This window comes from Adhaeribacter rhizoryzae (genome assembly GCF_008629685.1).
GTDB classification, from domain to species: Bacteria; Bacteroidota; Bacteroidia; order Cytophagales; family Hymenobacteraceae; genus Adhaeribacter; species Adhaeribacter rhizoryzae.
This window is the reverse complement of sequence record NZ_VWSF01000001.1, coordinates 566,852-580,857: the sequence shown is the minus strand read 5'-3', so window position 1 is coordinate 580,857 and position 14,006 is coordinate 566,852. Positions and strand designations below refer to the sequence as shown.

15 protein-coding genes are annotated in these 14,006 nt (G+C 42.5%); 13 read left to right on the top strand and 2 right to left on the bottom strand.

What is annotated here, in order from left to right:
• The first annotated feature begins 77 nt into the window (after positions 1–77).
• From F0145_RS02350 to F0145_RS02335, 4 genes are all read left to right on the top strand, one after another.
• Entirely contained in the window at positions 78–1,451 is a 1,374-nt protein-coding gene (locus F0145_RS02350) for a peptidylprolyl isomerase (RefSeq protein ID WP_150086475.1), read from the top strand.
• Between the two features lie 6 nt (positions 1,452–1,457).
• Positions 1,458–2,423: an AAA family ATPase gene (locus F0145_RS02345; RefSeq protein ID WP_150086473.1), complete on the top strand. Its 966-nt coding sequence runs from the start codon at positions 1,458–1,460 to the stop codon at positions 2,421–2,423.
• A 175-nt stretch (positions 2,424–2,598) separates the two neighbouring features.
• Positions 2,599–3,027 carry a hypothetical protein gene (locus F0145_RS02340; RefSeq protein ID WP_150086471.1) on the top strand — a complete coding sequence of 143 codons (429 nt, stop codon included), beginning with the start codon at positions 2,599–2,601 and terminating at the stop codon, positions 3,025–3,027.
• A 54-nt stretch (positions 3,028–3,081) separates the two neighbouring features.
• Entirely contained in the window at positions 3,082–3,657 is a 576-nt protein-coding gene (locus tag F0145_RS02335) for a GNAT family N-acetyltransferase (RefSeq protein WP_150086469.1), read from the top strand.
• A 17-nt stretch (positions 3,658–3,674) separates the two neighbouring features.
• On the opposite strand, the gene F0145_RS02330 is transcribed toward F0145_RS02335, so the two are convergent.
• Positions 3,675–4,811: a hypothetical protein gene (locus F0145_RS02330; RefSeq protein WP_223815770.1), complete on the bottom strand. Its 1,137-nt coding sequence runs from the start codon at positions 4,809–4,811 to the stop codon at positions 3,675–3,677.
• Positions 4,812–4,959: 148 nt separating this feature from the next.
• On the opposite strand from F0145_RS02330, the gene recA reads away from it, so the two are divergent.
• The 9 genes from recA (at position 4,960) to tsf (ending at position 12,731) form a co-directional block, all read left to right on the top strand.
• Positions 4,960–5,991, top strand: coding sequence for a recombinase RecA (recA, locus tag F0145_RS02325; RefSeq protein WP_150086467.1), 1,032 nt, complete (start codon positions 4,960–4,962; stop codon positions 5,989–5,991).
• 162 nt (positions 5,992–6,153) lie between these two features.
• Positions 6,154–6,960, top strand: a complete 807-nt coding sequence (locus tag F0145_RS02320; protein ID WP_150086465.1) for a DUF3108 domain-containing protein — start codon at positions 6,154–6,156, stop codon at positions 6,958–6,960.
• 157 nt (positions 6,961–7,117) lie between these two features.
• Positions 7,118–7,810, top strand: coding sequence for a response regulator transcription factor (locus tag F0145_RS02315; protein ID WP_150086463.1), 693 nt, complete (start codon positions 7,118–7,120; stop codon positions 7,808–7,810).
• A 2-nt stretch (positions 7,811–7,812) separates the two neighbouring features.
• Positions 7,813–8,850, top strand: a complete 1,038-nt coding sequence (locus tag F0145_RS02310) for a sensor histidine kinase (protein ID WP_150086461.1) — start codon at positions 7,813–7,815, stop codon at positions 8,848–8,850.
• 240 nt (positions 8,851–9,090) lie between these two features.
• Positions 9,091–9,804 carry an RluA family pseudouridine synthase gene (locus F0145_RS02305; protein ID WP_150086460.1) on the top strand — a complete coding sequence of 238 codons (714 nt, stop codon included), beginning with the start codon at positions 9,091–9,093 and terminating at the stop codon, positions 9,802–9,804.
• A gap of 260 nt (positions 9,805–10,064) precedes the next feature.
• Complete coding sequence (rplM, locus tag F0145_RS02300; RefSeq protein WP_150086458.1) at positions 10,065–10,514, top strand: 50S ribosomal protein L13; 450 nt, start codon at positions 10,065–10,067, stop codon at positions 10,512–10,514.
• A gap of 9 nt (positions 10,515–10,523) precedes the next feature.
• Positions 10,524–10,910, top strand: coding sequence for a 30S ribosomal protein S9 (gene rpsI, locus F0145_RS02295; RefSeq protein WP_150086456.1), 387 nt, complete (start codon positions 10,524–10,526; stop codon positions 10,908–10,910).
• Between the two features lie 21 nt (positions 10,911–10,931).
• Positions 10,932–11,705 carry a 30S ribosomal protein S2 gene (rpsB, locus tag F0145_RS02290; protein ID WP_150086454.1) on the top strand — a complete coding sequence of 258 codons (774 nt, stop codon included), beginning with the start codon at positions 10,932–10,934 and terminating at the stop codon, positions 11,703–11,705.
• A 192-nt stretch (positions 11,706–11,897) separates the two neighbouring features.
• Positions 11,898–12,731: a translation elongation factor Ts gene (gene tsf / locus F0145_RS02285; RefSeq protein WP_150086452.1), complete on the top strand. Its 834-nt coding sequence runs from the start codon at positions 11,898–11,900 to the stop codon at positions 12,729–12,731.
• Between the two features lie 68 nt (positions 12,732–12,799).
• On the opposite strand, the gene F0145_RS02280 is transcribed toward tsf, so the two are convergent.
• Entirely contained in the window at positions 12,800–13,918 is a 1,119-nt protein-coding gene (locus F0145_RS02280; RefSeq protein ID WP_150086450.1) for an SHOCT domain-containing protein, read from the bottom strand.
• Positions 13,919–14,006: the final 88 nt, after the last annotated feature.

Genomic DNA, 14,006 nt, shown 5'->3' with positions numbered 1-14,006 from the left:
TAAATAAAACGTTACATATCAGTAGATTTTAGCTTAAATTAAAAGCTTAGCTGCTACCAAATATTTATTTAATTCCGATGATATTTAAATCAGGTTTACAAATATTAAGTAAACACACTTTTTTTTCGCTGGTTCTACTTTTAGTAACTTCAGTTGCCTGGGCGCAGCAACGCAGCAAAGCCCTGGATGGCATTATTGTAAAAGTTAATAACCAGATTATTTTGCGCTCCGATTTGCAAACGGCAGTTGCCCAGGAAGAAGCCCAAGCGCAGAAAAAACTCAGCGATCAGGACCGTTGTGATATTTTGCGGGCGCTGGTGCAGCAAAAATTATTAGTAGCCCGCGCCGAAATAGACTCGGTGGTAGTAGACCAGGAAACCATTGAAGGTACCCTGGACCAACGGATGGCTTACTTTGTTTCGCAGATTGGTAGCGAACAAAAACTGGAAGAGTACTACAACAAAAGCATTAAGCAAATAAAAGACGATTTGCGCAAACCCATAAAAGAGCAGTTAATCGCCGAAAAAATGCAGGGAGAAATTACCCAGAAGCTTTCGGTTACGCCTAACGATGTAAAAAAATTCTTCAATAAAATTCCGCAGGACAGCTTGCCATATTTTTCTACCGAAGTAGAAATTGGTCAGATTGTGAAGTTAGCTGGCGTAAGTAAAACGCAGAAAGACGAAGTACGCAACCGCTTACTCGAACTAAAAAAACGCATTCAGGCTGGTGAAAGCTTTGCCACTTTAGCCACGCAATATTCCGAAGACCCGGGTTCGGCGGCCAAAGGCGGCGAACTGGGCTTTTTTAAGAAGCGCGAATTAGTACCGGAGTACGAAGCAGCCGCTCTTAAATTAGAACCCGGTCAGTTAACCGATGTAATAGAATCACAATTTGGTTTCCACCTGATTCAATTAATCGAACGTCGGGGCGAAGAATACAATACACGGCACATTTTGCTGAAGCCCAACAGCACCAATATTGACATGGAAGCCACTGCGGCCGAACTAAATAAGCTCCGCGCCCGTATCCAGAGCGATAGCATTTCTTTCTCGAAAGCAGCTAAGGATTTTTCGGATGACAAAGTTACTAAAGACAACGGTGGTTTAATGATGAGCCCCCGCGACCGGAGTACATTTATTCCCCTGGATCAGGTAGATCCGTCTATTTTCTTTATTATTGATACCATGAAGGTAGGCAGCATTACCAAACCATTGGAGTACCGCACCGAAGACGGCAAACAGGCCATGCGCATTATTTACCTGAAATCTAATACGCCTCCACATCAGGCAAACCTAAAAGACGATTACCAGAAACTGGCAACTTATGCTTTAAATGAGAAAAGAAGAAAAGCCTTATCGGATTGGTTCGAAAAAAATAAAAACACGGTTTACATCGATATCGATCCAGAATTTAATAATTGTGATATCTTGCAAGGCAATCTCTTTTAAAGCCGCATGAGGAAATTTAATTCGGACAAAGAAGCAGCCGATTCGCTGCACCAGGCCTACTTGGGCCTTAATAAAGAAATTTCTAAAATTATTATTGGGCAGGATGAGGTGGTACGCTTAGTACTAACCGCCATTTTCTCGCAAGGACATTGTTTGTTGGTAGGTGTGCCCGGTTTGGCTAAAACCCTACTCATTCAAACCATTGCGTCGTCGCTGGATCTTTCGTTTAACCGCATCCAGTTTACGCCCGATTTAATGCCTTCGGATATTGTGGGTTCCGAAACCATGGATCAGAACCGGAACTTCCAGTTTGTAAAAGGACCGGTATTTGCCAATATTATTCTGGCCGATGAAATTAACCGGACTCCGCCAAAAACCCAGGCGGCCTTGCTCGAATCGATGCAGGAATATTCGGTTACGGTAGCTGGCCGGCGTTACGATTTGCAGCGGCCTTTCTTTGTGTTGGCTACCCAAAACCCCATTGAGCAGGAAGGTACTTATCCGTTGCCGGAAGCCCAATTAGACCGGTTTATGTTTAACATCAACCTGGATTATCCCAGTTTTGAATCGGAGCTGCAGATTGTAAAAAACACCACCTCAGATCTCAGAAATACCATCGAAAATGTGTTACACGGCGATGATATTATGGCCTATCAGCACTTAGTTAGGCGGGTACCGGTAGTAGATAACGTGGTTGATTATGCTGTGCGCTTAGTGCATAAAACCCGGCCCAATACCCCAATGGGTGCGCCGCAAGCCAGCCAATATTTAGAATGGGGCGCTGGCCCGCGGGCTTCACAGCATTTAATTGTGGGCGCTAAGTGCAATGCCTTGCTCAACGGCAAATATTCGCCGGATATAGAAGATGTACAAGCTGTAGCTTATCCTATTCTGCGGCACCGGATTGTGCGGAACTTTAAAGCCGAAGCCGAAGGCATTACGGTTGATAGCATTATCAAGAACTTGCTGTAAGCTCCTTTATAAAATATTGCATGGGCCTGTTTAATTTAATATTAAACAGGCTTTTTTACTTTTCAAGCTTTTGGTTTTAAGTAGCTGTAACATTGTTTAAAAAGTAAATGGCTTTTGGCTAACTTTACCCCCAAATCAGCGGTATTAATAATATATACATTCTTTTAAAAGAAGCATGGAAGCCAAAGCCCTTTACGAATTATTTGAACAAAACCTGAATATCATATTAGAAGTTCTGCGCGGCGATGTAGAAATACAGCGCACACCGTTTCAGACATCGTTGCCCCTTGAGATTAAAATTTTGTGCACCGTGCTTAACACCACCGGCGAAAATTTTGGGGTAAAAGCCGATGATTTAAATGCTGTAAGCGAGTTTCATGACTTGTACGTTCACCAGAAAGACCACGCCTCACGGGCTATGCAAAAAATTCTGAACGACAAACGCTCTTACATGAAAACGCCCGAAGGTACCGTACTGGTTAAAGAACTGCTGATTCGGCGCTTAGAATATTTTAACGAAGCCGCCCGGGTACTGAATGTAATGGCCACCCAAAAAACGTTGGGCAGCCCTTTGCAATATAACTATACCGGAACCAAAAAATAATCTGGCACCGATGGGCAAAAATCGGTTATTTGTTTAACTTCTTTTTTCACCGGTATGGCCGAAATAGCAGTAGAAACAGAGTTAATAACCGATCGCCTGCGGTTACGGGCTTACCAGGAACCAGATACAAAAGCTTTTTTAGATTTAATTCAGGAAAATAAAATTCGTTTAGCGCCCTCCTTTCCCAGCCGGGTGCGGGTAACCAACCGGTACGAAGAAGCCCTGCGTTTAATAAAGCGGTTCCGGGTAGATTGGCAATTAGGGCAGGTATACGCCTTTGGTATCTGGCGCAAAGAACAAAACCAATATATTGGCGATATTTCGTTAAAAAACTTCGATCATTCAGTACCTAAGGCCGAGGTAGGTTATTATTTGGCGGGTTCATCGGAAGGCAGCGGTTACGGCACTGAGGCCTTGCGCGCCGTTGTAACTTTCGCATTCGGTAAACTCGGCATAAATAAATTATACATCCGTTGCTCGCTGCAAAACAACCGCAGCTACGAGTTAGCCGAGCGTTGCGGTTTCCGGCGCGAAGGCTTAATCCGGCAGGATTTCCGGGACAACAGCCGGCAATTAATTGATGTTTATTATTACGGCCTTACCCGGAGCGATTTTAACGCCTTGTATTAAATATTTATACACGTCAATTACTTCTGTCGTTTAGCCACAAAAAAATCGGTATTAAACCTAATGTAAAACGAGTTAGAAAACTCTAGTTGTGGTTCGTTAAAATCGTAAAGCGGCTCCAGCCGGATAGTCAAAAACATATCGTCAATTAATTTAATATCGTGGCTAAACCTTAATATCAGGAGCTCCCGGTGTTTTTCTAAATAATCAGGTTTTTTAAACGTAGACGAAGCCGACTGGAATAATCGTCCGCCCTGCTCGGCCAGGTAGCCATTGCCCCGCCAGTAACTCAGCATCACGTTTTGCACCCGCGTATCAATGCCGGCGTTTAAGTAAATGCCCGTTCCGCTGGTATAAGGATATTGGTACACATTAGAAAAATCTTTGAACCCTACCAAATAATTTTCAGTGTGCCAGGCTTTCCAGAAATTGCCATCAATATTTTTTCGGAGTTTAAACCCAGCGGCACCATTAAACAGCGTTACCAGCGGTAAAGGAGAAGCATCTATCTGGCCGCCTTTGTGCTGAGCGGTAAACTGTACCGGTAAACTTAGCCGCCAGCCCCGCACCTCGTCTTGCCACAAGCGCTGTTCCGCGCTAATGCCGCCGGCAATTTCTTCCCGGAACGGATCGCCTTTATAAATCATTTTTTCCCAGTCTATCCAGGAGTCGAGCCAGAGTTTGTCGCGGTGCCAGATAAACTGAATGCCGTTTTCGAGCGGGTCGTTTATTACTTTTTCTAAATCGTACAGCGGCTCAATGTAGCGGTGGCTCACGTTGGCTTGCAAATTTCCGAACAAGAGTTGGTAATTTGGTTTCTGAATTTTTATGGTAAACGTTGGCCGCACCTGGTTAAAGTTATTAGTTCCAAAATCCTGCCAAAGCAAGGCGCCCGCCTCTACCCGAATAAAACTGGCCGGAAAATAAACCAGCTTGGGGTTCAGGTGATAACCAAATAAAGTATAACCATCGGCAATGTCATTAAAATATTCGTTGTTCTTCGAAAAGCCGAAAGCATCCAGCCCAATCCGGAAATCCTGGTCGTACTCGGGCTTTACGGTAAGCTTTTTTTCAAGGGCCGAATTGTCTAGCTGGGCATAAACTACTCTACCCGAAAAGGTTAAAATCAAGAGAAAAAAAGAATAAAATATCTTCATAAAATTGCGGTCTGTATGGCACGAAAAAGCCCTCGTGTATGTTAAAAATGAGCCTCAATTACCGCGGTTTCTTAGCACGGCGAAGCTTGGAAATTAGTGTAAAAAATTGTAATTTAGGCCTGAAATTAAGCAATATAAAAAGATAAAAATGAGTGCAAACAACGAAAAATTAAAAGCTCTCCAGTTAACCATGGATAAACTCGACAAGGCCTACGGCAAAGGCACTGTTATGAGACTGAGCGATAACAAAGTGGAAGAAGTTCCTGCTATATCCACCGGTTCTTTGGGGCTTGATATTGCACTGGGTGTAGGCGGCCTTCCAAGAGGCCGGGTGGTTGAAATTTATGGTCCGGAATCGTCTGGTAAAACAACTTTAACCTTGCATTGTATTGCTGAGGCGCAGAAAAAAGGTGGCCTGGCCGCTTTTATTGATGCCGAGCACGCTTTCGACCGGGTTTACGCCGAAAAATTAGGTATTGATACCACTAACTTATTAATCTCGCAGCCAGACAACGGGGAGCAGGCCTTAGAAATTGCCGACCACCTGATTAGCTCCGGCGCTATTGATATTATTGTAATCGACTCTGTAGCGGCTTTGGTTCCTAAAGGTGAACTGGAAGGCGATATGGGCGATAGCAAAATGGGTTTACAGGCCCGTTTAATGTCGCAGGCTTTGCGTAAACTTACCGGTACCATTAATAAAACCAACTGTTTGTGTATTTTCATTAACCAGTTGCGCGAGAAAATTGGGGTAATGTTTGGTAACCCCGAAACTACTACCGGTGGTAACGCGCTTAAATTCTACGCTTCGGTACGTTTAGATATTCGCCGGATTGGTCAGATTAAAGAAGGTGCCGATAATGTAACCGGTAACCGTACCAAAGTGAAGGTGGTGAAAAACAAAGTAGCGCCTCCGTTTAAAGTAGTAGAGTTCGATATTATGTACGGCGAAGGTATTTCTAAAGTAGGTGAAATCCTGGACTTAGGGGTAGAATTAAGTATTATTCAGAAATCAGGTTCGTGGTTCTCTTACAACGGCGATAAATTAGGCCAGGGCCGCGATGCGGTAAAACAACTGTTGCTGGACAATGAAGGCTTAATGGAAGAAATTGAAGGTAAAATCCGGGCTATTGTAAAAGGCGAGCCCGAAAAAGTAGCCGCTGCTTTAAACGATGAATAATTAAATATTACATTTAGGTAAAAACTAAAAGGTGCTCTGTTCCAGGCACCTTTTTTTATTACTTAGGGTTCTGCATATAAAATCATTCTCTTAAATTTACCGTTTGTATTGTTGGTATAACATTTGTTCATGCAGAAGAATAAAGGCCAGCTTTTAAATTATATGAATAAGTTTTTACCGGCTATATTGTTGTTTCTGGTGGTGCTAGTAATAGCATCGGGTTTTGTAATGAACGATACCCTGCGCCGCGTGGAACAGGATTCTTTTTCGACCGGTGAAGTGCTGCGGTATAAGGTGCATTACGGCATGATCAACGCTGCGGAAGCTGTTATAGATATCGACCCGAATATTCAGCGAATAAATAACCGGGCTTGCTACAAAGCTAATGTATACGGCAAAACCGTTGGCTCTTTCGATTTTTTCCTACGCATCCGCGATACCTGGCGCTCTTATATAGATACCACTGCTATTTTACCAATACGCTTTCACCGGAATATTGAGGAAGGCAAGTACCGCAAAAAAGAATACGTAAATTTTGATCATTACCGGAACCTGGCGGTAGTAGAAGACAAAAAAGGCACCGAAACCTTTAAGATACCGCAAAATGTGCAGGATATTGTGAGCGGCTTTTACTACATGCGCACCTTAAACCTCGATAAATATAAAAACGGCGACGTAATCCGGCTGCAAGGGTTCTTCGACGATCAAGTGTATGATTTTACGGTTATTTTCCGGGGGCGCGAAATGGTAGAAACCAAAGCCGGTAATATTCAGGCCTTCAAACTGGTACCCAAAATGCCGGCTAATAAATTATTCTCCGGCGAAAATGCAGTTTCGGTCTACCTCTCCGACGATAAAAACAAAATTCCGGTTATGATTAAGGCCGAAATGTTTGTGGGTTCTATAAAAGTAAATTTATACCAGTACAGCGGTTTAAAGTACAAGCTAAATATTGACAAAAGAAGTTAACCGCCCATTCTAAGTTGGCTGGCTGCTTTTAGTTAATTCTTAATAATTTCTTAACATACAGCCGCTTTATAACCAATACCTTACCCGTTTAAATATTGTATCTTTGTTAAGGTTTTAACCCAACGGCTTTACCTAGCCTAATTTCAGATACAACAAAGTGCAAACAACGGCTAATTATAAAATTCTGGTAGTAGACGATGATCCGGATATTGTAGAACTCCTGCAATACAACTTAACCCGGGAAAACTACGAAGTTGCTAGCGCCGAAAACGGCAAAGCCGCTATAGCTACTGCCCTCACCTTTAAGCCCGATATTATTCTGATGGACGTAATGATGCCCTTAATGGATGGCATTACGGCCTGCCGGCATTTACGGGAATTACCAGATTTTAAAGAAACTTTTATTATATTTTTAACAGCCCGCTCCGAAGAATTTTCGGAAGTGGCGGCTTTTGAGGCCGGCGCCGACGATTTTATTAACAAACCCATTAAACCCCGGGCACTGTTGAGCCGCTTAGCCGCCTACGTTCGGCGCGATGCCAGCCAAACGGCCGATACGAATGCAGTAATTCAGGTGGGTAACCTGCGAATAGACCGGACAAGTTTCTCGGTGTTTAAAGACGACGAAAAAATTACCTTACCTAAAAAGGAATTTGAGCTGCTTTCTTTCCTGGCTGCTACCCCCGATAAAGTTTTTAACCGCGAAGAGTTACTGAATAATATTTGGGGTACCGATGTATTTGTAATTGCCCGTACCGTAGATGTGCATATTAGAAAGGTGCGCGAGAAAATTGGCGAAGATCACATAAAAACCATAAAAGGCGTTGGTTATAAATTTAACACAGATTAAGTATGCAATTTAATTCCCGGACAATAGCCATTATTGTTTCGGTGGTAGCAGCGGCTATATTTACGGCTTTCCTTTTCTTTTCGCCATATTTATCTATGCGTGGGCTGGCCATTACGCTGGGCTTAACCTTCTCGGTTTGTTTTATCCTTATTTATTTTTCTTTCGAAATCCTCATTTTCCGGGAGATAAATAATATTTATGCTGGCCTGGAAAATATAAAGCGCAAAGAATTCCGGCGAATGAGTAATAAATTTTTGTTCCGGCCCGATCCGCTCAAGCGGATTAAAGATGAAATTCTGTACATGGCCGAGCAGAAACAAAAAGAAATAGATGAATTAAAACGTTTGCAGGTGCTCCGGCGGGAATTTTTGGCCGATGTATCGCACGAACTCAAAACCCCTATTTTCGCGGCCCAGGGCTTTATTCATACGTTGCTCGATGGGGCTATTGACGACGAAAACGTGCGCGATAAATTTTTACAGAAAGCCGCTAAAAGCCTCGATGGCCTGGATAATTTGGTGCAGGACTTAATCAGTATTTCGCAACTGGAAAAAGGCGTAGTTAAAATGGAGCAGAAAAACTTTGATATTGAAGTACTCTGCCGCGAAGTGTTTGAGGAATTAGAACAAAAAGCCGCCCAGCAGCAAGTAACTTTACACCTCGAAACCAAAAGTGAAGAGCCCTTGCTGGTTTACGCCGACCCAAACCGGATTAAACAAGTATTAATAAACTTAATAGACAATGCCATTAAATACGGCCATTCTGCCGGTAATATTTGGGTTAAACTTACCGAAACCAAAAAACGCATTCAGGTTACCGTAACCGACGATGGCCCCGGCATTGCTACCGAACACCAAACCCGGGTTTTCGAACGCTTTTACCGTATTGACAAAAGCCGCTCCCGCGAAAACGGTGGTTCGGGTTTGGGTTTAGCCATATCTAAACATATATTAGAAGCTCATCGATCTTCCATAGAACTTACCAGCAAGTTAAACCAAGGCACATCTATGCGGTTCCGGCTGAGCAAAGCAAAGGTTTAAATTCGTTATTCGTTAATTGTTGTTCGTTAATCGGAGATTCATAATGTGCCATAGACTGTACTTTCTCATTGCCTTGGCAAAATTTTACTTTTGCTAGTTTAGTTATCAAAAGCTGTTTTGTTACGTTAATAAAATAAAGCTGCATCTTTGCAGTCAATCTAAAATTATTCCGAACATCGAATTTTTAAACAATAAACATTCGAAGCGCGAATAATGAACAACGATTAACGACCAACGAATATGAAATATCCTGTTTTTAAGGATTTAATACTTTTCGAAGACAACGACTTTATTATTATTAATAAACCTCCTTTTCTAGCTACCCTCGAAGACCGCACTCCCCAAAGCACCAATATTTTGCGTTTGGCCCGGCAATATCACGAAGATGCGCAGGCTTGTCACAGGTTAGATAAGGAAACTTCGGGTACGCTAGCTTTGGCTAAAAATAATGAAGCTTACCGCCACTTATCAATGCAGTTTGAACACCGCCAAGTAACCAAATTGTACCACGCGGTAGCTTGGGGCACGCACGACTTTCAGGATTTATGCGTAGATAAAGCTATTCAGCCGGGTTTAAAGGGTACGGCCAAGTTAAGTCGCTCGGGCAAAGCCGCCGAAACGTATTTTACCACCCTGGAAAAATTTAGCCAGCATACCTTATTAGCCTGCAAACCCATTACCGGCCGCATGCACCAGATCCGCTTACACCTGGCTTTTCTGAAAGCGCCTATTGTGGGCGATACCTTATACAAAGGAGAACACGTGTACTTATCGAGCCTGAAGCGGAAATTTAATTTAAAGAAAGAAGAGGAAGAGCAACCATTTATTAAGCGTTTCGCCCTGCATTCTTCGCTATTAAGTTTTTCGTCCTTAAGCGGGGAACAAATTTCGGTAGAAGCACCGTACCCAAAAGATTTTCAGGTGCTGCTAAAAATGCTGCGCCAATACAAATAGTAAACTGACTACTTCTTAAAAAATATTATTACTTCTTATTTGCCAGATTTTATACCAACCATTTAGTAGGTAAGGCCGCACCTTAAGTAGCCATAAAATTTAAAAATTTCCGCTTTACTGAACCACTTTTGGCAAAAGGTTTTTAACTATATTTTTAATTATCAGTATTTTGCAAATTCGATTAATAATCTTAACTTTGCACCTCCTTTCAGAATTCCTGAGCAGGAAATCATTCATTTATAACCATTTAACCATAAATAATGGATCATTTAAGTTATAAGACGCTATCAGTTAGTAAAGCGACCGCTAATAAAGGTTGGGTAGTGATAGACGCCGGAGACGCAACATTGGGCCGGGTATCCAGCCAAATAGCCAACATTTTAAGAGGTAAGCACAAAGCTTCTTTTACTCCAAATTCAGATTGTGGCGATAACGTAATTGTTATTAATGCCACTAACTTACGGGTTACCGGTAGAAAATTAGACAATAAAGTTTACGTAACGCACTCTGGTTACCCAGGAGGCCAGAAACGTACTACTGTTCGTGAGCTAAAAGCAAAATCGCCGGCTAGAGTAATAGAAAGAGCAGTACGCGGTATGTTACCCCGCACCCGTTTGGGCCGCGAGCAATTCCGTAATCTGTTTGTGTACAACGGAGCCGAGCATCCGCACGAAGCACAACAGCCAAAACAAGTTAAAATCAATTCATAAACATAATTAATGGAAATTCTCAATACATCTGGTAGAAGAAAAACCTCGGTGGCGCGTATTTACATGGCGCCTGGGCAAGGGAATATCACTATTAACGATAGAGATATAAAAGAATACTTCCCTAACGAAGTATTACAAACAATTGTAAACCAGCCATTCAAAACATTGGATGCCGTTGGTAAATACGACGTTCGGGTGAATGTAAAAGGTGGCGGCACCAGCGGCCAGGCCGAAGCAATCCGGTTAGCCATTGCCAAAGCTTTGGTAACTGAAAATGCAGAAAGCCGTCCGGCCCTGAAGAAAGAAGGCTTCTTAACCCGCGACCCACGTATGGTGGAACGGAAGAAGTTTGGTAGAGCAAAAGCGAGACGTTCATTCCAGTTCTCTAAACGTTAATCTTAAAGGTGTATTTACAAAATGGCTAGTACAACAAATTATAAAGAATTACTTGATGCCGGTGTTCACTTTGGGCACCTTACCCGGAAATGGGATCCGAAAATGGCTCCTTACATTTTCATGGAAAAAAACGGCATCCATATTATAGACCTGAACAAAACCATTGCTTCTTTAGACGAAGCAGCGGCTGCTATCCGTCAGATAGCTAAATCGGGTCGTAAAATCCTGTTTGTGGCTACAAAAAAACAAGCCCAGGATATTGTTGCCGAAGAAGCAAAAAGACTTAAAATGCCTTACGTTACCGATCGTTGGTTAGGTGGTATGCTTACCAACTTTGCAACCGTGCGTAAGTCGTTAAAGAAAATGTCTACCATTGATAAAATGGTAAAAGACAACACTGCTTATGCGGCAATGGCGAAACGTGAGCGTTTAATGTTATCGCGCGAGCGGGAAAAATTATCGCGGGTATTGGGTGGTATTGCTGATTTATCCCGGTTACCAGCTGCTTTGTTTGTAGTGGATGTAAAGCGTGAGCACATTGCTATTAAAGAAGCGCAGAAATTAAACTTACCGGTATTTGCGATTGTCGATACCAACTCTAACCCAGAGCTAGTTGATTTCCCAATTCCGGCTAACGATGATGCTTCTAAATCTATTTCGCTTATTGTAAGCGTAATGGGTAAAGCCATTGAAGATGGTTTATCTGAAAGAAAAGTAGATAAAGAAGATACCGAGCGTAAGCGTTCTGAAGAAGAAGGTATTGCTGAAAAAGTAGCTGCCGACTCAGGAGAATAATCTTAAATCTTTTAATACCTCAGAAACTGAACATTGGAAAACTTAATTCTGATGTTCAGTTTTTTTTAAAGCATAAATCAAACGTTGGATGTTGGATACTAGATATAGGATGCTAGCTAATAGATACAGAATTTAATATTCACGAAATCTGACTTTAACTTTTAACTCATAACTTTTAACTAAATAAAAAATATGGCTATTACAGCACAAGACGTAAACAGACTCCGTCAGGAAACCGGAGCCGGTATGATGGATTGCAAAAAAGCACTTACCGAAGCAAACGGTGACTTTGAAGCAGCTAAAGATATTCTGCGTAAAGCAGGTCAGAAAATAGCCAGCAAACGTGCCGATAATGCAACATCAGAAGGAGTTGTTCTGACGCAGGTAAGCCCCGATGGTACTACCGGTAAAGTAATTGCTTTAGCTTGCGAAACTGAGCCAGTATCTAAGGTTGCCGATTTCCAGAGTTTAGCCAAAGCTGTTCTGGAAGCCGCTGTTGCTAACAATGCTGCTACCAAAGAAGATTTACTCGCTACTGCCCAAGCCGATGGCCGTACCTTACAAGACCATATTACCGATTTAATGGGTAAAATAGGCGAGAAAATTGATGTAGTTTCTTACGAGTCTGTTACCGCCGACCAGGTTGTGGCTTACAACCACTCTAATGGCAAATTAGGTGTATTGGTAGGCTTAAAAAACACCAACGGCACCGATGTTACCGAAGTTGGTAAAGATGTAGCCATGCAAATTGCCGCTATGAAGCCAATTGCTTTGGATAAAGACGGCGTTGATTCAGCTACGATTGAGCGTGAAATTGAAATTGGTAAAGAGCAAGCCCGCGCCGAAGGCAAGCCAGAAGCCATGCTGGAAAAAATTGCCATGGGTAAACTGAACAAGTTCTACAAAGAAAATACTTTGTTAAACCAGGAATTTGTAAAAGATAACTCTTTATCTATTGCGCAATTATTGGATAAAACCAGCAAAGGTTTAACCGTTAGCGAATTCAAACGCATTTCTATTGGTTAATTTTATTTAGCCCCATAAAACAAAAGGCCTTCTGCAGATGCGGAAGGCCTTTTGTTTTTAGATGAATTCTATTCTTCTATAAACCTGTTTTCCAGTAATTGTTCCTGCCGGAAATAAGTTAACTTAAAGTCTTTATCAAACCGGGCCCTTACCCGCGCAGTAGTTTCTTGTTTTTGCCCTTTCGACTTCCGGAAAGCAGTGCCGTGTTCAATATAAGTTACCTCATAATTATTATCGCCGCGGTTAGTCATTTTAAGTGAGCCATCTTCTATGCTCGATTGGCTATCCTGAAATTCGTTAAAGTGGTAAGAACTAATATTTTCGTTGATGGCCTGCGGCGTAGTACCCGTTAAGGTATAATACCGCTCTACCGTTGGGGCAAAATGATTTTGGGCGGCAAAAGGCGCGGTCTTCATATCGGCATAATAAGCCTGCAACCGATCTTTTATTTTATTCAAAGCCTCTTCGTCGGTTATTTTAGATGCGGGCGGCGGTGTTACGGGTACAGTGGTAGTAGCCGGGTTTTCGGTAGTTGGTTGCGTAGCCGTTTCCGGCGTGGTTAATTCGGTTGGTGTTGTATTAACCGCGGCAATTGGCTCTTTTGGCTGATTTAAACGAGCTGTATCGGTTACCACAGGAGCCGGCGTAGTAGCGGCAATATTTTCCTCAGTTTCAGTGGCCGGTTCTGCTGCTGTTGTAACTTCCTCCGCATCCGGGCCACTTATACTTGTTAATCGCTCCGACTCTGAATCGCTAAAAAACTGGTAAGCCACCAAACCAATTAACAATACAACTGCCAGGGTTATCAGAATGGTTAAGAGCCAATCTTTGCGTTTTACCTCGCTTAATTCTTCCGGCTGGTTGATAGTATTATCACCCAAATATTCATTGCGGTTTACATTTTCCGGAGCATTAACCTTATTTTCGGCTGCTGTATTGGTTACGCGCTGATATTCGGGCGTTAATGGATTAGCGGCAACCGACTGGGGAACCGTTGTTTTAGGTACTTCCGGGCTGGCCGGTGCCACTGGCGGTACGGCGTTTGGGGGAGTTGCCGAAGATGAAGAACTATTACCAAAAATAATTTTTCCCTTCAGCACCTCGTACTCTTGTTGGGTAATGGCACCAGAATCCAACAGGTTTTTCAGTTCCTGCAAAGACTTAAGAGCCGAAAAATCATTTTCCATTTGTATTTTCCTGCGTTAGCAAATAAAAAAATTACTTTTTTAGTTTAATTAAATATTCTACGTAATTGCCGCAATGGCAGCTAAATAA

Excerpts from the sequence above, each read along its gene's own strand:
- F0145_RS02350 (WP_150086475.1), top strand. The coding sequence starts at position 78 with ATGATATTTAAATCAGGTTTACAAATATTAAGTAAACACACTTTTTTT.
- rpsI (WP_150086456.1), top strand. The coding sequence starts at position 10,524 with ATGGAAATTCTCAATACATCTGGTAGAAGAAAAACCTCGGTGGCGCGT.
- rpsB (WP_150086454.1), top strand. The coding sequence starts at position 10,932 with ATGGCTAGTACAACAAATTATAAAGAATTACTTGATGCCGGTGTTCAC.
- F0145_RS02335 (WP_150086469.1), top strand. The coding sequence starts at position 3,082 with ATGGCCGAAATAGCAGTAGAAACAGAGTTAATAACCGATCGCCTGCGG.
- rplM (WP_150086458.1), top strand. The coding sequence starts at position 10,065 with ATGGATCATTTAAGTTATAAGACGCTATCAGTTAGTAAAGCGACCGCT.
- recA (WP_150086467.1), top strand. The coding sequence starts at position 4,960 with ATGAGTGCAAACAACGAAAAATTAAAAGCTCTCCAGTTAACCATGGAT.
- tsf (WP_150086452.1), top strand. The coding sequence starts at position 11,898 with ATGGCTATTACAGCACAAGACGTAAACAGACTCCGTCAGGAAACCGGA.
- F0145_RS02330 (WP_223815770.1), bottom strand. The coding sequence starts at position 4,811 with ATGAAGATATTTTATTCTTTTTTTCTCTTGATTTTAACCTTTTCGGGT.
- F0145_RS02320 (WP_150086465.1), top strand. The coding sequence starts at position 6,154 with ATGAATAAGTTTTTACCGGCTATATTGTTGTTTCTGGTGGTGCTAGTA.
- F0145_RS02305 (WP_150086460.1), top strand. The coding sequence starts at position 9,091 with ATGAAATATCCTGTTTTTAAGGATTTAATACTTTTCGAAGACAACGAC.
- F0145_RS02310 (WP_150086461.1), top strand. The coding sequence starts at position 7,813 with ATGCAATTTAATTCCCGGACAATAGCCATTATTGTTTCGGTGGTAGCA.
- F0145_RS02345 (WP_150086473.1), top strand. The coding sequence starts at position 1,458 with ATGAGGAAATTTAATTCGGACAAAGAAGCAGCCGATTCGCTGCACCAG.
- F0145_RS02340 (WP_150086471.1), top strand. The coding sequence starts at position 2,599 with ATGGAAGCCAAAGCCCTTTACGAATTATTTGAACAAAACCTGAATATC.
- F0145_RS02280 (WP_150086450.1), bottom strand. The coding sequence starts at position 13,918 with ATGGAAAATGATTTTTCGGCTCTTAAGTCTTTGCAGGAACTGAAAAAC.